Below are 18023 nucleotides of genomic sequence, written 5' to 3' on the forward strand. Positions count from 1 at the left end.
TCCTACAATGAAGCCTTTAAGAATCCGTTATCGTGCCCACAATCCGCCGTGCGCAATTGCACTTGTAGTGGTGTTAAAACTTCAAACTCATAGCGACGGCACAAGCGGCCATACTTGCGCAAAATGATTTGTAATAGTTCCGGGTTATCTGCCATTTGCTGATCTGACAGATGCAACTTGATTACATCCCAATCCCTGTCCGGTAGGCGCTCTTCAATTTCCACGTATCCAATTAACAAGCGTTCAAAGATCCGTTTAAGCCCAGCTACGCTGCCCGCGTCCTGTGCATTCACAAACGCATATTTCACCCGCAATCGATACAGCCGCATTGATTCACCATCAAACCGCGCTACCCCCTTTTGCCATGCCAGAAGATCTAAAACGCCGGGTATACAGGTTTCAGGGTCCAGCTGTCGTACTGGCCAATAAAGCCAGCCTTCCACCCTTTCCCAGAATCGCTGGGTGGCTCTTTCCAGTTTGGATAATTGCGGACCACCCAACCAAAAGGATAATTTTAATTTAATCATGCTACTGTCACCGATAGGCTATTGATTCTCGGTAAATTCATCTGACTAACGATGTAATCAAGATTGAAATCAACACCGCGCAGCAATTCAAATTGGCTGTGTAACTCTCCCCCCAGGAATGAGAAAGAAAAGCGGCTCCAGGGTTTAACCAGGGTTGGTTTGTAGTCTTGATTTTCACGGAATGCCGCGCGAATAAAGTGCTCAACATCCGCTTTTATATGATCCTTGGTATCCCCGCTGAGGCCATCAATCGCGTATACCGTGACGGTTATGTCATGCTGAGATTCCGGCATGGGAAACACTTTTAAATCGTCGCCGTGCCCGTGGTTGCCTTCATCGGATATTTTCCGCTGTATGCTTTGAATAAAAGTGGCATCCGGGTTGCCTATCTCAAACATCACATAGGCGTCCGCAGTACCAGGGCCGCGTGGTGCATCGCTATTGAAAAACACATTGTCATCGTTCACCCCATCAAAGCCCGCAATTAGTGACCGGTAAACTGCGTCTGTATGCCACTGGTTCACAGCCTGATACTGTGTGCGAATGCGCTTGCGTAACTCTTCCGGGTCTTCGTCATCTGTGCCGGGATGTGTTAACCAGTCAGACAAATTAGTTACAGCAATAACACCAGGCAACAGCACCGGCAAAACAGAGTAATAGCCCGCTGCCAGGTTGTAAGCGCTGCCGGCTTCTTCCGCTTCAACTGGGGCCAATACCGTTTCCAGACCGTCAGTAAAGGTAACTTTTGCTGTGGTACGCAGGGTATACACTCGCCCATTAATTACCGGGCTTTGTATTGCTGTATTCTGGACAACATCCAGGGAACCGGAACTATCAGCACGGGTGAACTGTACAAACCCCCGCGCCTTGCCTTTTTTCTTCGGCTCAAGGTTTACCCCATCGGCATGTAATGCGAGAAATTCACCGCTTGCGGTCTTCACAAACATTTGGGGCATCACAGACTTAATTAGCGCTCGAATCAGCCATATAACCGGGGTGGTAATGAGTTCAGTCACCATACGCCACCAGGGCGATATATCCCGCTTATTGGTAAAAGCGACTTTTTCCTCGTCAACATCGCCTTCAAATATCTTGCGCACTTCCTCTTCAGTGGTTGGAACGCCACCCTCTTTCAAAAGATTTGTGAAAAGTTCTTGCTCGCTCATAGGGTGAACTCTATATGTTGATACTCGACAGTTTTCGCAAAAACTAAAACGATTTCTTTTTCCAGCCGGGTTAGCTTTGCCGTTCCCGGCTGAATGCGCGTGTCACTCTCCACCAGATTTTCCAAGCGCGAGAGATTCAAGGCCCATTTATCAGCCTGTCTTTCACCGACCAACTCCACTAATAAACCGCTTTCGCGGATCATGTGCTTAATATCCTGCGCAATCGATGCACGGTCGCTAATGCCTATGGGCACACCAACCGAGTCGAGTGCTATATCATTGTTAACAATCAACAGGTCTTGATATTTAGGTTCAGCCATTAGCCCGCCGCCATTTCCATTTCGTCAACAAAGCCATAACCGCTAACAGGGTTATACACTTCCACTTTTTCGATAGTTGTACCGCCGCGCTGGTTGTTCTGGATATGCTGAGAAATTCCCCCAGTTGGCACAGCGCTTGGTTGATACTGAGGCGTTAAAGCTTTGGGAATGCTGGTGCGTTCTCTATCTACACTGGCTTCAATATTGATACCCGGTATCAGGTTTAATTTTTCTACTACCCAATCCGCAGCACTGCCCAGCGCATCGAACAAATTCAATTTGCCTAGCCAATTCTTAAGACGGGTAAAAAGCGCGGGGATCTTCATTACTTGTTTAAACAGGAAGCCTACGCCATCAACGGCCAGCAGAAACGGCGCGGCTAGAATGCGCGTTATTGGATTGCCTTCTATTGCTTTGCGAATAGAACCCCAGCGCTCAACAAATCCATTAATAAACCCAAGGGTTGCGGCCTTGACGGTATCCCAATGAATTACCAGCATTGCCAGCCCTGCAATCAAACCGACAACAGCAACCGCAATCCATGTAATAGGATTGGCGTAAAGGGATAAACTAAATAATAGAGTTGCGATCCGTGCGGCCTTGAGCCCTTTGGTAAGCAGTCCAAAAGCACCGGTACATAGTGCTGTCGCTCCAGTCCAGGCGGTCTGCCACCCTATCAACCCAGCCATGGTTAATTGCACCACACCACCCACGGCGGCGAATAACAGTACCGTGCTGATAAGCCCAGCAATCACTAGTGTGGTGATTCCTATTGCTTTGGTGAGGTGCGGGAATTTATAGGACCAGTCAACCAGGGTGGCGTTTCCCTGGGTGAACTTTTCAACGAGCGGAGAAATAACAGGTAATAGAGAATTACCAATCACCGCGCGCACTGCTTTACTACTTTGGGTCCAGCGGTCGAAAGGGTCGGCAATTTCGGCTGCCATGCGCCGCGCCTTCTCCATACCCTTTACGTTGCCCAGGGCTTGAATATTATTGGCCAGCCCTTTTGTATCTAGCATCAGCTGTTGAATCAGGGATACGGCCTCTTTACGGCCAAACGCCTTCATTAACAACTGGCCCTGCTCTACCGAACCCAAACCGGCAAGCCTGCCCTCTAGCTTGCCGAGAATATCCAATATCGGGAGCATCCGTCCGTGGCTATCGGTAAACTGTAACCCCAGCTGGCCCTGTGCTTTGCCTACCCCCTGTAAAAACGCCTTATATTTAGTACCGGACTCACTGCCGCTCATGGTGGCCTGTAGCTGGCCCATAATGGCCATCTGTTCGGCCATTTTTATTTTGTGTGATTGCCCTTCTGCACCCAAGGCGGAATAGGCAGAAGCCATTTCGGCACCGTTGGTTTTAAACATCTGCACCGCTGTGGCTGTTTGTCCTGCGACTATCTCAACCCATTTGGCATTGCCCAGCTCTTTAGCATCATTCTGAAAAATGCCATACATGGTGCCCATATAATCAGTGATGGTGCCCACGTCTGCCTTGGTGCCTTGCGCAAGTACTGCGCTGGCCTCGGTAAACTTGGCCAGCTCCCCGCCTTCTAACCCTCCAATTGCGCTCTGAATATCATAAGAGGCCCGAATAAAATCATCGGCACCGGTTCCATACTTAATGGAAGATGAAATAGCCGTGCGCTGTAATTTGTCCAGGGCTTCGCCGTGTACGTCCAGGCTTCGTACTTCGCCCATTGCGCGGTTAAGTTCGATGGAGGGACCGAGCAGCCCGGAAAGTGAGCGATGCAAAGCCCAGGCCCCAGCAGCTGAACCACCGAGCATGGCGCCGCCTTTTGTGGCACGATTGGAAAGCCGTTGCATTTGCGCATCGATCTTATTGATAGGGCCGCTAGCCGTATCAATTAACCCAATACGAAACATCAGCTTTTCAAATTTAGTGCTCATTACGCTATTTCTTCCAGGCTTTGCCGATTCCGTTGGTTACAGCCGCTTCAAAGTTCTTCCAGTGTTCCCGCTCTAACAGAGTCGCAGTTGCCAACGTATCTACTGTGAGTGGTTCCCCAGGAAGCCACTTGCGCGCATAGGCGCACAATTGGCTATACCCGTTATCTGCCATCGCATCGGCAAGGGCTAAAGCTTTTTTACAACTACGTTCAAGTCCGGGGTGTAGGCTTCATAAATATTGGTACCAATAGTAATTTCACTGCCGGGTTTATTAGCCAGGATCTTTACAAGTGCCTCCTTGCCATCATCGCTCACAGTGGAAACCAGAAAGTTGTGGAAGGCATTCACCTTGTTACCCGGCCCAAGCACATTAACCAAACTGTTGTATTCACCGCGAGTGACTTTGAATACAAAATCCTGGCCCTCAATGTGAGCGTTAAAATCTTGTGTATTTTCGTCAGTGATTTCTTGTACTTCTTTAGTGGCTTTTGCCATTTTGGTTTCCCTCAATTTTGAGTTTATTGATTAATTAGCCTTTGATATTTAAGGCCGTTTTAAATCCAGCCCATAAAGTTGCAAACAGACCGGAAAGAACAATTCCTAGAACTATTCGCTTAGTCCATACCCCTACTTGATCTGAGGCGACACGCTGCCGCCGTAAGTGTGCAAAATCCTTTTGCATCTCCAGAATGTTTTCTGTATCCACACCAAGCTTTTGTAGTAGTTCGTCATTGGCTTCCTTTGCCGCCCGCTTCGCAATTGCTTCTGCTTCCTGCTCAGTGAGGTTTGCCACTATCTGCCCTCCGTGCGTGCCCTAAATGCTTCTGTAATCATTGGCATTACATTGCGCACAGCACGCTCACCAAAAAGAAAACCTAAAACTAAGAAGTTAATAACAATTAATGCGGTTTCCTGCTTCTCTGTAAGAGCCCATTCACTAAACCAAAGCCAATCCAAATAGATTGTGGCGAACCCCCAGAATGGGCGCTGACAACCCCTTAAGAAAAGGACCACCGGACCTAACAGCGGTATTGATTTAAGGTCATTAGCGGAACCCTCCAAAATGCGCACCCTCTCTGTGTGTGCTTTTTCCGCTTCCAACGCGGCCTCGTCAGCTTCCCTAGCCCGTTGGAGTTCCATGCTTTCAAAATCCATACGTGCTTTGGAGCGTTCGGCCTCGCTCATACTCGGCGGGAAATATTTCTGAGCCACATCAAAAGCCAACTTCCCAATACCACCTGTAGCAACATCCACTAATTTTTTTAACAGCTTCATAGGTCCGCCTCTTCCAATAGTGTGTAAGTAAAAGTGGTTCCCCACTGTTCCGCCGCCCGGTCACACAAGGCAATCAGCAATGAAAAATCGAAAGGGTTAGCCAGCACTTGGCAACCAGCACTCCATTTATCAACCCGCAGGCTTTCACGGGTTCCGCTGGCTCTATGGCAATTGATACCGAACAAGCCGTCATCGATAGGTGCATCCATATCGATAACCGAATCCCGGTTATTGTCTCGGTACACTCGCGCCGGCTTGCGTTGTACCAGGGCGCGATACTGGCCCCTGTGTAATCCCAGTTGCCAAAGGCCCGGATACTGCCCAGGAACTAAAATGGCGGTGCCATCGGTGTTAATCGGGTTCTCTCTCCAAAAGGTGCCGGGGTCGGTGGTAGCCGGAAACACCAGACAATGCGGTACGCCATCAAAACGCCAGGCAACGGCAAAGTGATCGTTAAAAGAATTGGATTGATTGTCCGCTGTGCGAATACCAATCAAGTTCAAATTAAAATCACCTTCGTCAAAAAAGCGATAGCCTTTTCTGATCATTGCCGTTTGCAATTTTCCGTAACGTATCCGCATTTCAATTACCGTCCTGTTTTTTCAAAGAACCCCTGACACTCAACACACCGAGTCACACCGCCGAAGGCTTGCCGCTCTTTCGGTATAGGCCCATCGCAATCCTCGCAGTTCTCCAGGCTTGGCTTGTCGAAGTTGGTGCGGTTGCGCTGTGCATCCAGCGAACGCTTGCGCTCCTCCTCTTCAAGCTGTGATGCCCGGTCAAATTGGTCTGGCATGGTAGGCCCTTAGTTCAGCCGTTCGATTTCTTCGGGGCGCAGGTAGGACACGCCATTGACCTTTACAAACTCGCGGCCTGTCACCTCAAAAGTAATCGTGTGCATCAAACGTTCATTGCCCTGTGTGGCGTTGAGCAAATCCGTAACACTTAACTTGCAATCAAAAGCCTCAATGTTGAGCTTTTCATCGCTGGACTCTGCATTAAATACCAAGTCAAAAGTTGGCAATCCCCGAAAGCTACCCGCTTCTTTAGCGGCCTGAAGAATAATATTGAACTGCCCGGTATTTAATTTGATTTCACCACTGGCGGCGACATCACCCGGAAGAAAACCGTCAGGTATTCCACGGGTTTTAGTGGCGCCGGTGCCGTCTTCTATGGATATGCTGGCTTCATCAAAGTTGACTCGGTAACTACCGATCATCGCGTCAACATCGCGCCCAGATAATTTGGACATAGGTAAATACCCCCAGTATTTAAAAATTAATATTTGTGATTTTTATTAACTAAAATCACCCAGCGTTTGTCAGGTCGAGCGCAATATTCACCACAATCTCTTTCGGTGAGTTGTAAGGCGTAACCTTGAAAAACACCCACACCTTATTTCGAGTTGGCCACGAGATTTCTATATCGCCATCCTTCGGCGCTTTGATTTCGCCGGGAAATACCGTTGAGCCGATTTGAATACCGCGTGACATCTCCCGCAGTGGTCGGGAAAAGTAAGTTTTATTTGAGGCAATAGAAGCCGGGGTACTATTCAGTTGGCGATTACCAATGCGCGCAATTGCCAACACCCGGATCGCTCGCGCCGCTTTGTCCACGACACGCAGGTTTTCGATTACCTGATAATCCCCGCCTTCAGCATCCAGTAAGTTACAGTCACCCCAGTAAGTGCCGGAGTAATCTGTATAGGTCTGGGGTACGGATAGCCTCAGCGCATCCAGGCTGGCGAGCATGGCATTGTCTAAGGGTATGGAGTCCTTATCATTCGGGACCGATCCCAGCGACAACACGGGCCCCGTTTCAACGCGCATAGGGGTATCGGCAATAGTCACCGCACGGTTGCACAAGCGCCCCACCAACACGCCCAGGTTATTCCCGTGCAACAGAGGGACTGGTGATAGGCGGTAGGCCCTCACCGGCTCCACAATGGCTGCCTGTGCTGCCAGGTAGTCACTCCAGGTTTGGCTGGTGTCATCGATGCCGGGGGTAGCCACAAGCATTGCTACACGCCGCCCCATGCTGGTTCTGATGCTCTCCGCCTTGGCAAAGGCTACATCCAGGTCGTTAGCGGCCAAAGCTGGGGTACAGACCGCCACAAGCTCTGGGGAAACGCTCTGCATAGCGGTATCCAGGCCCACCTTCCAATCGTCGGATACATCCAGGGGAAAAGCCCAGGCTTGCCAGTTCTCCCCGCCGTTTGCCTGTGCGGCGGCCACCTGAGTTTTCAGTTGCGATTCATTGGCCCCTAACATCTGGTCCAGGTCGCTTTGAGAGTTCAGCGCTACCACACTTCCCTTGCTGGTATCGCCCACACCCAGGAAAAGCGCCTTGCGTTCAATTTCGTCAAAGCTTCCCTGCCCCAAATTCAAGTTATTGACTGTTACCTTGCCCAGTGCCATTTGGCCCCCTATGCGCCTTTAACGCGTCCGCTTGTTTCATCAAATATTTTGCTGGCCAGTTCGGAGACTTCCCGTTCTGTAACCCCTAAAAAATCACGTTCTGGTAACTCAATGACCCAACGGTTTAATCGTGGGTCATCGCGCAGTGTTCTTAATATCAATCCCGCTTGCCCAAGGCTGAGGTTTTCCTTTATCCATCGCATGGTGGGTTTCTTTTTTCGCCCACCGGGCAAGCGCACTTTGTAGCCTTCTTTCTTCAGTGCCCGTGCCTGATAACTTGTCGCCGGCGCGCCGTAGTCCGGCTGGCCATAAACCTTTTCCGCTTTCTTGCTGGTCCACTCTTCCGGCTCGCCGTACTGGTGCTGGTGCGCAATCTCGGCGGTTTTACCATCGACAAAGAAAACTTCACCACCTAACTCAACGCCCTTAGACCGCATCTTTTTACTAAGGCCGCGCAACATTTTTTTACGGTCCTTTTTTTTGCGCTTCTCCCAAGCTTTACCATCCAATCCTTTCTGCTCGCGCAACCGTTTGCGGCTGTAGGTACGTACCTTGCGAGCTATGATTGCCCCCACGCGCCGTTGCTTTGCTGGTGGCATCTTCAGCAGCTGCAATTGCTGCCGCACTTTTAAATGTCCGCTTAGATCAATTTGCATTGGGGTACGGGGCGTCTGTTGGTAAATCTTTGTTGTCCCCAACTGCTACTTGGTTTGGTTCATCAATCGGCACAACGGCCACCGCCCAGTTTTCCCCCAAGTAATTAATGGGTCCGTTGTCATCCGGGACTAAATCGACGCTCTCAAAAAATGGAATTGAAATTTCAATATCTACGGATTTTTTATCAACTGGCGTGACTTCGATTGTCGGTTCAGCAACCCTGTCGTGGTGGCGTTCGCTGTCGTGCTCCATAAGCCAGGTAGTGACTAGGGCGAAAACAAAGGCCGAATCTCCAATAAATTCTTCAATGATTATTTCCGCTCTATATTCAACCCGACTTACGCGAATGCCGTTGCCTAGATCTTTGCTGCAAGCCTCCACCTTTACGTCATCCATAAAGGATTCAATCTTTGTATCAGCTACCAGATTGGCGGAACGTAAGTGGGAAAAAATGGCTTGTAGTTTTCTGCCGGCCATCGCTAGATCAACTCCACAGTGATATTGGTTTCAATGCCGCGCAGTTTACGTATCGCCTTGTCAGACTCTGCGCGATACATCTGCTCTGTTTCCAGACTTTCCGCTGCTTTGTTTTCTCCAATCTCGCGCCGGGTAATAGTCGCTGATTGTCGAAAAGCCATAGCTGTTGCTTGTGCAAACACGGCGCGCTGGTACTGAATAATTAACCGGCTTTTTCCGCCTATCTTCTGCGCGGGTACAGCTTCCAGGGTTGCGTGTCCCGCTGCCTGCCATGCCGCTTGCTCATCAATCAAACTGTCATTGACATCAAGAATTGACAGCCGCAATAGGTGCTCTGTCTTCTCCTGCATTATGTCCGCCGGCACACCGTACATTTTTTGGAAATCACCCAATGTAAGGTCGGGGAAAAAACCGTTGTTTTCTATAACGGCTTCCAAGTAGGTGTCAGGTCTTCCGGTAAAGCTCATAAAGCAAGTCCATATTTAAAAACGCGGCGCCAAGTGGTTTGCTTGAACGCTCAGGGCGACAGGCGCCCCACTGGCCCGCGCGGGTGGTGGAACTTTTATGAATTGTTTTCTATTTTTTTATAGAGAACCTGAAGCCGGGTTTTTACACCCGCTTTACCAGGGTTAGATTCTTCTGCGGCTTCGAACCATGACACGGCGGCTTTAATCTCTCCCGCACGCTCAGCAAACATGCCGGCCACCTTGTATAGTTTGCTGAGTACAATGGTATTGGTTACTGGCCACGTTTCAGTTTTCACCAGTTGCACAACCTCATCGAGATAAGGGGAAGCACTGCCGTTTTGTTTGAATTGCTCTAAGGCCCAATCGTGGAACCCTTCGACCATAAAAGTTTGTAAGTCAGCAGACTTGAAGAAGCTTGGTAGTTTTTGCTGCTGCTCAACTGCAAACTTGGCAAGTTTCAATGCCGTTTCAATTTGCCCAACATCCAAGGCCCAGATGGTGCAGTACACCAGGGGCCAATTCTGGTAGCGCTCACCTTTTCCTCGGTACATTTCTACCAGTGGCAGATACTTAGGCAACAATTGACGCTTAAGCTCAATCTTTTCTTTAATGTCGGCACGCTCTTTTAAAAGCTCTAGATCCCGATCAAGAGATATTTGAACCAAATCGCGAGAGCTATCATCTTCAGCAGCTTCAACCAAAATTTCAGGCTCAACCGTGCCTTGCTCCAAATCTTCCTGAATCTTTTCTGCTTTCACTTTGGCTTTACACTTGGCCTGATGTTGCAAAGTAATAAACGGCATTTTCTTAACCTGTTTTAATTTTGATTTTTAAAAAGCCCCCGGCCCGAAGACCGAGGGAAATGCCGCTCACCTATGCCCAGCCGCCGTTGCCGTCAGGAAGTTGTACATTGGCAAATTCTAGGCCCGCTGTTTTTTCTTCATCTTCCAGCACATAGCCTTCGTTTACAGAGTTGTAGTCCTCGACGCGCTTCCGCTTGGTAGCGTTTGCTACTTCACGCCTCCAGCTATCTGATTGAAAATAAATGGAAAGATTGTCCAGGCTGGTAATAAAGATTCCGCGCGAAGGAAAGAATGCAACGTCGGTAACAATAGGTAGACCTGCATAGACCTTTGTCACCACCTCTTTTTCTATTCGCTCTTTCTCACTGGGCTTTTGGCCCAACGCTTTATAAAGAGCGGCCTTTTCTTCGGCGATAAGATCCTCGCCAACAATTGCCACTAAATCCTTGGCGCCCCGATGAAGAGGGTTAATCATTTGCTTTAAAGCATGAATCGCAGAATCCAGGTTTTCAAAATCACCACCAGCACCAATGCGGATTTTGTTTGCCGCCTGGGTTCCTTCAGAGCCATCAAACCAGTGGCTGCCACCGTCATATTCCCGGCACAACTGCAACCAACCTTTGTTGACATCTTCACCATTGGGATAGGAGGCTTTATCAGTTTTAAGTTCTGCTGCGTGAGTACCTAACCAACCAGTACGTATGCGTGCCAGAGCGATTGCCTTGCGTACCCACTCCCCATAGCGTTTAGACAGATCTGGAAACTTCGCCCAAGAATCAATGGTTACCCAGCGGATATGAGTATCAAACTCTGTAGAAAACAACTCGTATTTTTTACTACCAAGGGAAAGCACTTCGCTGGTTTGACGGTCTTCATTTTCAGTATCGGTGCGTTTACCCACCAAGCCAGTTACTGAACCTAGAATTTTCTCACCCTTAATTTGCTCAACGGGTAACACATTGATTTTTTGAAGGAACTCATGGCTCTCGACAATCGCGTCCGATAGTTCCTGGGCCACTGTGGGTTGAACGCTAAATTCATTAGATACACTGGCTACGCCGTAGGTTGCAGCCATGGCAGTCAACATTGCCGCAAATAATTTACTGGTTTTAGGGTTCATAATTTTTCAGTCCGGTAATTTGTCTTTAAGGGTTAAATACAAAAATTCTGTTAAAGCACACGCTCGGTTGCGTCACCGCCGGTACCTTCAGGGGTATGTGTACCGGGCGTTTCCTGATTCAACGCTTCTGAGAACTGGGTTTTCAACTCATCCAGCTCCTGCTTCACCTGATTAAATTCACTACGTGGCACGGTTTCCGATTCGTCATCATCGGATTCTGTTTCGTTGTTTCCCTTTGGCTTTAAGTTCAAACTGGAAAATGCGCTTTCGACTTCACTTTTAATAGAACTCTTCAACTCGCCCATTTGCTCTTCACTTAATGGCATGTCTTCACCGTCCTGTAATTGATGGGTATTTGGTTTTTGTTCGGCTTGCCTACTGAAAATACGTTTAAAGATGCTGTTATCCTCTTCCAAGGATTCTGCAACATTGATTTGATCACCTAAAAATACAGTTACCTTTTCCTCTTCTCCATTTTGCTTGGAAAAGAGAAGTTCCGAGGCACCACAGCTTGCTGGCTGATCTGTTACGCCAAGACCACTAAGAAAGAACTTCCCTGTTCCACGGTAATTATCTCCAAGCTCTATAGAAGGGTGCGTATAGTCGCCATGGCGATTTGCGCTAATTAAGAAGTCATTTGGAGCAAGAATTCCATAGAGCTGTATCTCACCCTTAAGTTCAGCTTCTTTTGCTGGCTCGACCTTCAGGGCTAGAACTTTTCCGCCATTAACGTAACGGCGATGATCTGGCCAAATTCTGGCTGTGTGAATTTTGGCGTTATAGGTTTCTGCCATATCTTCCAGCCATTGCTTCTCTATCGTGCGACCATCTTCAGCCCCATGCACAACCGATCCACTGGTAGCCAAAACAACCCATCCTGTTTTTAGGTTTCTTGCCATTGTCTGCCCGGTATCAAAGTTTGAGTGTTTTTTTACTGTGCGGACTCTGCCGCTCTGAGGACTCCAAATTTAAAGAGGTAGAGCAAGGCAAACAATCAGATAAATTCCTACAAATTCCTATTTCTGAGATATAGGAATTTTCAGGAATAGAACTACGCAAAAAAAGACTTTCCTTGCGTAAACTGCGCGGCATGGCTAACTACTCAGACGAAATCAAACAAGCCGCTAAAATTATGTGGTTGCGCAGATTGAGCGCACGAGAAATAGCGGATCAATTAAACCTGAACAATGCACGGGTGGTTTACCAGTGGGCGGAGAAAGGTAAATGGGATGAAATGCTCCAGCATGAGACTGTGGAACAAGCCACGTCTCGCCGACTTATTGTCCTCATTGAAAAGCCCAACAAAACTAATGAAGATTTCAAGGAGATAGAGCGCCTAAGCAACCTGCTAGATAAACTCGCCGGTATTGACATAAAGAAAGCACGCGCAGCCAAGGAGAAAGCCGCAGCTTCACGAGGGGAACGCGGAGACGGGAAAGGTAAAAAGAAAAAGACAAGAAACGATATTAGCGGGATAACCGCAGAGCAACTTGAGGAAATCCGTAAGGAGTTGTTCTATGAATATCAGCACCGCTGGCACGAAAACAAGGACCAACGAACCCGCTTTATTCTTAAGTCACGCCAGATCGGGGCTACCTACTATTTTGCCTGGGAAGCTTTCGAGGACGCAATACTTAGCGGTGACAACCAGATATTCCTATCCGCCAGCCGCAGCCAAGCTGAGATTTTCAAAGCCTACATCATTAAATTCGCACGCGAATATTTTGACCTTGAACTTAAAGGAGCAGATTTCATGGAACTATCAAACGGTGCTGAATTACGATTTGTATCAACGAATGGAAGGACCGCGCAAGGATACCATGGTCACTTTTATGCAGATGAAGTGTTTTGGATTCCTGATTTTGAAAACACCAACAACTTAGCGTCCGGTATGGCGACGCATAAGAAATGGCGTCTTACATACTTTTCAGTACCATCAATAAAAAGTCATGGCGCCTACGCAATGTGGAGCGGGGAAAACTTTAACAAGGAAAGAAAAAACAAAGTAGATTTTGATTTAAGCCACAAGGCATTAAAGCAAGGCCTGCTCGGCCCGGATAAGATATGGAGGAACATTGTCACCATTAAGGATGCGGAGGAACAAGGGTGTGACCTATTTGACATTGAACAGTTAAAAATAGAGAACAGTACACCAGCATTCAATAATAAATATATGTGCGCCTTTATGGAGGCGGGACTATCAGTCTTTAAGCTCGGAGACCTTCTTAATTGCTCTATAGATTCCAAGGAAACATGGCGTGATTTCAAAATTGATAAAGTACGCCCATATGGTAATCATCCCGTTTGGATTGGCTACGATCCGTCCCGCAGTGGCGATGGTGCAGCAGTTGTAGTGATTGCGCCTCCATTAAAATCTGGTGGTAAATTCCGGGTTTTAGAAAAAATTGTCATGCGCAATCGCGCTTGGCAGTGGCAGGCGGAGCGAATCAAAGAGCTTACCGAAAAATACAATGTGCAATTTATCGGTGTTGACTGTACCGGACCTGGGTCTGGTGTTTATGAAATGGTACAGGGTTTCTTCCCCGGCGTTACCCCCATTACCTACGGCATTAGCACTAAAACCAACCTAGTGCTAAAAGCGCAGGATGTTATCGAATCGGGCCGGGTTGAGTGGGACGCAGAGCACACCGATTTACCGCAGGCGTTTATGCAGATTCACCAAACCACCACCGGTAACGACCAAATCACTTATGCAGCCAATCGCACCAGCAGCACCGGGCATGCGGACGTGGCCTGGGCACTAATGCACGCCCTCAGCAACGAACCCCTAAACCGTCAACAGCAAACAACAACCGTAGCCTTTGCCAGCTAACGAGTACAGACCATGGGACGCAAGAACAAAAGATTCAAAGCGAAAGCCGCTAAGCAAAATTTAAAAGCAGAAGTCAGGAATGATAATGATCCACTGTTATTTAGCTTTGGCGAGCCTGAACCGGTATTGGGTGGTAACTGGGGCGACTATCTCGGCACCTTTCTACAGCCCAACGGTGACTACTACGAGCCGCCAATAAGTCAGAAAGGATTGGTAAGCTTGCTGGGTGCCAATGCCCACCACGGTACTATTCCATTTTTCAAACGTAACCTTTTGCGTAAATGGTATGCCCCCAATAAGGTTTTACGGCCCGAGTGTTTAGCAAACGCTGGTTTTGATCACTCTGTATTCGGGCATTGTTATTTCAAAAGGATATTTAACCCGTTTGGCCACTTCCTGCGCCTGGCACACTTACCGGCATTTAATATTCGCCGGATGAAAGAAAAAGATCGCTATTGCATGTTGCAACCGAACGGAGCAGATCCAATCCCATTTGAGCCGGGCGAAGTGGTCCAACTGAAAGAATATGACCCAACCCAGCAGATATACGGCAGGCCCCAGTACCTGGGCGGGGTCCAGTCTGTTCTGCTGAATGAAGATAGCACCCTATTCCGGCGCAAGTATTACAACAACGGGGCGCACATGGGGTACATTTTCTACACCGCTGATAAAAACCTGGGTGAAAAAGACAAAGAACGTATCCAATCCCAGATTGAACAGAGCAAGGGGGTCGGCAACTTCCGTTCAATGTTCATCAACATTCCTGACGGGAAAGAAAAGAGCGTCCAGATTATTCCTGTGGGTGACATTGCCACTAAAGATGAGTTTGCAAAAATTAAGGATTTGAGCCGAAACGACATCCTCAGCAGCTGGCGAATCCAACCCGCCCTTGCTGGGGTTATGCCAGAGAACAACGGTGGCTTTGGTGATATTGAAAAAATAGACCGCGTTTACTACGAAAACGAGGTGCTACCAATGCAGAATGTTTTCTTAGAGCTTAATGAATTATTGCCAAGGGGAAAGAAGATTGAGTTTACTCAACCAGATTTCGCCCACACTCAAAACTAAAAGTATAATTTCAATGCTTTTTAATTTACATGTTATACCAAGGTAGTAAAATGAGCGGATGCTTCAGAGAAGAAGGTGATGGTGGAATGCTTATAAACTGTATCAAGTGTGGTAGCAAAGCAACGATAACCAGCAGAAAAGATCTTGACCCTAAGCTTTCACAGCTCTATTGCGCTTGTAAAAACACTGACTGCGGGCACACTTTCGTAATGGACCTAAGTTTTAAACACACTATTTGCCCACCCGCTACAGATCGTCGCGCCCTGCTTTTAGGCTTGATAAATACCATGCCCACTACAGAGCGCAACGAGCTGCTAAAACAACTGGCTACAAGCTAAACTTGGCTTGTAAGCCAATCTGGTAATTGTCGCAGGTCATCATTAACCCCCTCTTGTATCCGCATTAATTCCCGATCAATCAGATTTAGATAGGCTACTCTTGATTCTTGCGGAGCATCCCCCCCAAACATTTTAAGAGCCAGCCGCAAATCAGATAGCTCTTTCACAAACTGTATTCTCCGTTGTTCCACTACAGCCACAAGAGAATTTGGCAGGTTGACGGTCTTACGTTTTGCGTTAGTCATGTCTAAAACTCCATCTTTAAACTAAGCATTCACACCCACTCTTTAGGAAAATTTTCCCTCCAAGTGGCTAACGTAAAAATCTTTTACCATCAAAGAATCACAGCTGTAAATGGAATTTATTTTATATCTCTAATATCGAAATATTACGTGAAAGGGATTTCTAATATCGAAATTTTGGGTGATTTTTACACAACCTGTAAGCAGCCCGCTGTTGAATTAAGGTGTACAGTAATTGACCAACCCTCGCGTACCTGACTATTCAAGCAAAAGGTCCTCAATCGCCTACCAGCTACGACGCTCTCGAACACAGACTGGCATGACAGGTCAAGAATTGGCCAACAAGCTTGGAGTCCATCCGACCAGCCTTTCCAAAATGGAACACGGAGACCAAGCTATCCCCGCGGAACTCCTTGCTGATTGGTGCTGTATCTTGGAGGTTTCTGTATCTACAATTCTTTACCCAGAAGGAACTGATAGAGCCCATGAGGAGGAGGCTCTTTTCTATATGAAAATCCTATCGGAGTTGAACCAAGATCATAGGACGCTAGTTCTTAAGCATTTGGAAATGGTTTATAAGCATGAGAAAAAAGAGAGATGATAGAAGAAGGAGAAAGGGGCTGAAAAGCAGCCCACGATAATTATTTACTAATGTCTAGTTATTAGAAGGTGCTCTATTAAAGTCAACTCTGAGCCGCTAGGAAACTTTGGGCCAACTCTTGAATCTCCCTTTTAAGTTTATCCTTGCCCTTGACTTTATAATCATCAGTGGCCAGTATCATCATACTAATAACATCGTTGATCTCTTTTCTTTCCTTTTCTGAACTTTTTGTTAGAGTTACACTGCCATCCTCACCAAATGAATAAAACTTCTTTTTGCTTAAATTTGGCTGATCATTATCTCTGTGGGTAACTCGAACCCCCCATTCTTTACTCTTATATACTTCTGGCATATCATTTTTTGCAAAACTCTTGACGCCTGTATCCAAATAACTATCCAATTTACCTCGAAAACCTTCCTCGGAGATACCAGCAATAACTACATCCGCAATCAACCTGTTCGAGGCCGCAGGCGGATTCTCACCCTTCTCACCAGTTAGCTGTGTCAGTGCGAGGCTAACATTTCTCAAGGCACCTCTTTGAGAAGTCGCTGTGGACCACTTCTGCTGGGTAACAGTAGTCCTTTCTTTCGACTCGTAAAACTGATCACCATAACTGTCATTTTCCAACACAACTCTACCCGTCCTGTAAAGCTTCCTGAGCTTTGTGATTTCGTACAAATGACCAGGTAAATCACTCATGGTAGAATTCCAATCGGTAGATATCCTGGCAGCAACACCTCTTATCAACTCATTGACAGTTTCACGGGAAACATCACATTCAATCAATTCATTACCAATTGATTTCAATTCGCTTATAAATGGCATTTATACCCTCCTTGGGGAGATCCTTATGTAATCTTTTAAATATAATTAGATTAAAAACCTTAGAGCATCAGATATAACCGATTAACAACTAAAAAGCTATACTCCTGCTATATTAGCAATTTGTAAACGATTATTTTCTCTGATAATCAAAAACAGTACGACAAAATAACGGGGATTAAATAAAACAAGTAATTCACTCCCCAGAGCGGATCTCTGGCTTTAATATGGATATTAACATATCAAATAACACTGCAAGATAAATCATGCGCTAAATTCTAGCGCACGAACTCATCACGATAAAAGGTCTAGAGGGAAGGAATAGCATATTGAAGCTGACCTGACTAACCACCAATAGAAAAATTGATAAATGTCAGATCAACTTTGAACCACTATAGGTGTGGAAATAGATGAATTACTTCTTAGGTTCTACGTCAGCTCCCCGTAGTAGATCTCTAATTGCGATTTCTATGTACTCCTCCAATGTTTCCCCCGTGGAGTTAACTTCCGCTCCATCTCTTCCATAACTTATTTCATATACTATTGGATTAGCATCGGCGCTACACTCGAAGAAAAGTAATTCAGCGCCATCTATACACCTAAAAACAAAACTACTACTTAGTAATTTATCACTATCACCTTCCTCTTCTAACTCTTCCCTGACCTCTTCTTGAAACTCTATCAAACAATCAATAAGCATAAAGCCGCACAGCTCATTTAACCTCTTTGGCCCCCTACCGAAAACCCTTAGAAAGTCAACATAGATTACCGGAAATTTCAACCCTATATTTTTTTCAATTTCACGAATCGTTTTTGAATCCGCCTCAAATATATTTGGGTCAGGCTCACCAATAACGGCTGCGAGATTTTCTGCATATTTAGACAGCCTTGCCAAAAATTCCATATTAAAATTTCTCAGTTGTAATACCTGGGCCACATTCTGCGTTAAGAAGAACTCTGAATGCAATGCTAT

Annotated in this window: 25 protein-coding genes; 4 read left to right on the forward strand and 21 right to left on the reverse strand. The window is 46.9% G+C overall.

The window, feature by feature from the left end:
- Positions 1 to 2: 2 nt before the first annotated feature.
- The 18 genes from GL2_RS20850 to GL2_RS20930 form a co-directional block, all read right to left on the reverse strand.
- Positions 3 to 527: a phage tail protein gene (locus GL2_RS20850; protein WP_143732637.1), complete on the reverse strand. Its 525-nt coding sequence runs from the start codon at positions 525 to 527 to the stop codon at positions 3 to 5.
- Entirely contained in the window at positions 524 to 1693 is a 1170-nt protein-coding gene (locus GL2_RS20855; protein ID WP_143732638.1) for a baseplate J/gp47 family protein, read from the reverse strand. The genes GL2_RS20850 and GL2_RS20855 overlap by 4 nt, the downstream gene beginning before the upstream one ends.
- On the reverse strand, positions 1690 to 2013 hold the full coding sequence (locus tag GL2_RS20860; protein ID WP_143732639.1) for a DUF2590 family protein: 324 nt from the start codon (positions 2011 to 2013) through the stop codon (positions 1690 to 1692). The genes GL2_RS20855 and GL2_RS20860 overlap by 4 nt, the downstream gene beginning before the upstream one ends.
- Positions 2013 to 3929, reverse strand: coding sequence for a phage tail tape measure protein (locus GL2_RS20865; RefSeq protein ID WP_143732640.1), 1917 nt, complete (start codon positions 3927 to 3929; stop codon positions 2013 to 2015). The genes GL2_RS20860 and GL2_RS20865 overlap by 1 nt, the downstream gene beginning before the upstream one ends.
- Positions 3930 to 3933: 4 nt before the next feature.
- Positions 3934 to 4101, reverse strand: coding sequence for a hypothetical protein (locus GL2_RS21605; protein WP_172621002.1), 168 nt, complete (start codon positions 4099 to 4101; stop codon positions 3934 to 3936).
- A 14-nt stretch (positions 4102 to 4115) separates the two neighbouring features.
- Complete coding sequence (locus tag GL2_RS20870; protein WP_143732641.1) at positions 4116 to 4424, reverse strand: putative phage tail assembly chaperone; 309 nt, start codon at positions 4422 to 4424, stop codon at positions 4116 to 4118.
- A gap of 34 nt (positions 4425 to 4458) precedes the next feature.
- The gene (locus GL2_RS20875) at positions 4459 to 4722 is read right to left on the reverse strand and encodes a hypothetical protein (protein WP_143732642.1); all 264 of its coding nucleotides are present in this window, start codon (positions 4720 to 4722) and stop codon (positions 4459 to 4461) included.
- Positions 4722 to 5204 (reverse strand): hypothetical protein, encoded by a 483-nt coding sequence (locus tag GL2_RS20880; protein WP_143732643.1) that lies wholly within the window; start codon positions 5202 to 5204, stop codon positions 4722 to 4724. The genes GL2_RS20875 and GL2_RS20880 overlap by 1 nt, the downstream gene beginning before the upstream one ends.
- Complete coding sequence (locus tag GL2_RS20885; RefSeq protein WP_232053700.1) at positions 5201 to 5752, reverse strand: hypothetical protein; 552 nt, start codon at positions 5750 to 5752, stop codon at positions 5201 to 5203. Before GL2_RS20885 ends, GL2_RS20880 begins: the two co-directional genes overlap by 4 nt.
- Positions 5753 to 5790: 38 nt before the next feature.
- The gene (locus GL2_RS20890) at positions 5791 to 6000 is read right to left on the reverse strand and encodes a TraR/DksA C4-type zinc finger protein (RefSeq protein ID WP_143732645.1); all 210 of its coding nucleotides are present in this window, start codon (positions 5998 to 6000) and stop codon (positions 5791 to 5793) included.
- Between the two features lie 9 nt (positions 6001 to 6009).
- A complete protein-coding gene (locus tag GL2_RS20895; RefSeq protein ID WP_143732646.1) occupies positions 6010 to 6456 on the reverse strand; it encodes a phage protein in 447 nt (148 codons plus the stop codon).
- Positions 6457 to 6511: 55 nt separating this feature from the next.
- Positions 6512 to 7621: a DUF2586 domain-containing protein gene (locus tag GL2_RS20900; protein ID WP_143732647.1), complete on the reverse strand. Its 1110-nt coding sequence runs from the start codon at positions 7619 to 7621 to the stop codon at positions 6512 to 6514.
- An 8-nt stretch (positions 7622 to 7629) separates the two neighbouring features.
- The gene (locus tag GL2_RS20905; protein WP_143732648.1) at positions 7630 to 8277 is read right to left on the reverse strand and encodes a phage virion morphogenesis protein; all 648 of its coding nucleotides are present in this window, start codon (positions 8275 to 8277) and stop codon (positions 7630 to 7632) included.
- Positions 8267 to 8755, reverse strand: coding sequence for a phage tail protein (locus tag GL2_RS20910; RefSeq protein ID WP_143732649.1), 489 nt, complete (start codon positions 8753 to 8755; stop codon positions 8267 to 8269). The genes GL2_RS20905 and GL2_RS20910 overlap by 11 nt, the downstream gene beginning before the upstream one ends.
- A gap of 2 nt (positions 8756 to 8757) precedes the next feature.
- Positions 8758 to 9222 (reverse strand): head completion/stabilization protein, encoded by a 465-nt coding sequence (locus GL2_RS20915; RefSeq protein ID WP_143732650.1) that lies wholly within the window; start codon positions 9220 to 9222, stop codon positions 8758 to 8760.
- Between the two features lie 95 nt (positions 9223 to 9317).
- Complete coding sequence (gene gpM / locus GL2_RS20920; RefSeq protein WP_143732651.1) at positions 9318 to 10025, reverse strand: phage terminase small subunit; 708 nt, start codon at positions 10023 to 10025, stop codon at positions 9318 to 9320.
- A 70-nt stretch (positions 10026 to 10095) separates the two neighbouring features.
- On the reverse strand, positions 10096 to 11145 hold the full coding sequence (locus tag GL2_RS20925) for a phage major capsid protein, P2 family (RefSeq protein ID WP_143732652.1): 1050 nt from the start codon (positions 11143 to 11145) through the stop codon (positions 10096 to 10098).
- Between the two features lie 50 nt (positions 11146 to 11195).
- Entirely contained in the window at positions 11196 to 12044 is an 849-nt protein-coding gene (locus tag GL2_RS20930) for a GPO family capsid scaffolding protein (RefSeq protein ID WP_143732653.1), read from the reverse strand.
- Positions 12045 to 12217: 173 nt separating this feature from the next.
- Here GL2_RS20930 and GL2_RS20935 point away from each other — a divergent pair, with 173 nt between their 5' ends.
- The 3 genes from GL2_RS20935 (at position 12218) to GL2_RS22515 (ending at position 15384) form a co-directional block, all read left to right on the forward strand.
- Positions 12218 to 13978 (forward strand): terminase large subunit domain-containing protein, encoded by a 1761-nt coding sequence (locus GL2_RS20935; RefSeq protein WP_232053701.1) that lies wholly within the window; start codon positions 12218 to 12220, stop codon positions 13976 to 13978.
- A gap of 12 nt (positions 13979 to 13990) precedes the next feature.
- Positions 13991 to 15046, forward strand: a complete 1056-nt coding sequence (locus tag GL2_RS20940) for a phage portal protein (protein WP_143732654.1) — start codon at positions 13991 to 13993, stop codon at positions 15044 to 15046.
- An 86-nt stretch (positions 15047 to 15132) separates the two neighbouring features.
- On the forward strand, positions 15133 to 15384 hold the full coding sequence (locus GL2_RS22515) for an ogr/Delta-like zinc finger family protein (RefSeq protein ID WP_172621229.1): 252 nt from the start codon (positions 15133 to 15135) through the stop codon (positions 15382 to 15384).
- On the opposite strand, the gene GL2_RS20950 is transcribed toward GL2_RS22515, so the two are convergent.
- Positions 15381 to 15629 (reverse strand): hypothetical protein, encoded by a 249-nt coding sequence (locus tag GL2_RS20950; RefSeq protein ID WP_143732656.1) that lies wholly within the window; start codon positions 15627 to 15629, stop codon positions 15381 to 15383. The genes GL2_RS22515 and GL2_RS20950 overlap by 4 nt on opposite strands.
- Before the next feature lie 316 nt (positions 15630 to 15945).
- Here GL2_RS20950 and GL2_RS22520 point away from each other — a divergent pair, with 316 nt between their 5' ends.
- On the forward strand, positions 15946 to 16227 hold the full coding sequence (locus GL2_RS22520) for a helix-turn-helix domain-containing protein (RefSeq protein ID WP_143732657.1): 282 nt from the start codon (positions 15946 to 15948) through the stop codon (positions 16225 to 16227).
- Between the two features lie 82 nt (positions 16228 to 16309).
- Here the strand turns inward: GL2_RS22520 and GL2_RS20960 are convergent, their stop codons facing one another.
- Positions 16310 to 17053 (reverse strand): hypothetical protein, encoded by a 744-nt coding sequence (locus GL2_RS20960; protein ID WP_143732658.1) that lies wholly within the window; start codon positions 17051 to 17053, stop codon positions 16310 to 16312.
- Between the two features lie 412 nt (positions 17054 to 17465).
- Positions 17466 to 17954 carry an SMI1/KNR4 family protein gene (locus GL2_RS20965; RefSeq protein WP_143732659.1) on the reverse strand — a complete coding sequence of 163 codons (489 nt, stop codon included), beginning with the start codon at positions 17952 to 17954 and terminating at the stop codon, positions 17466 to 17468.
- Positions 17955 to 18023: the final 69 nt, after the last annotated feature.

Origin of the sequence: Microbulbifer sp. GL-2, assembly GCF_007183175.1 — a bacterium.
Classification (GTDB): Bacteria; Pseudomonadota; Gammaproteobacteria; order Pseudomonadales; family Cellvibrionaceae; genus Microbulbifer.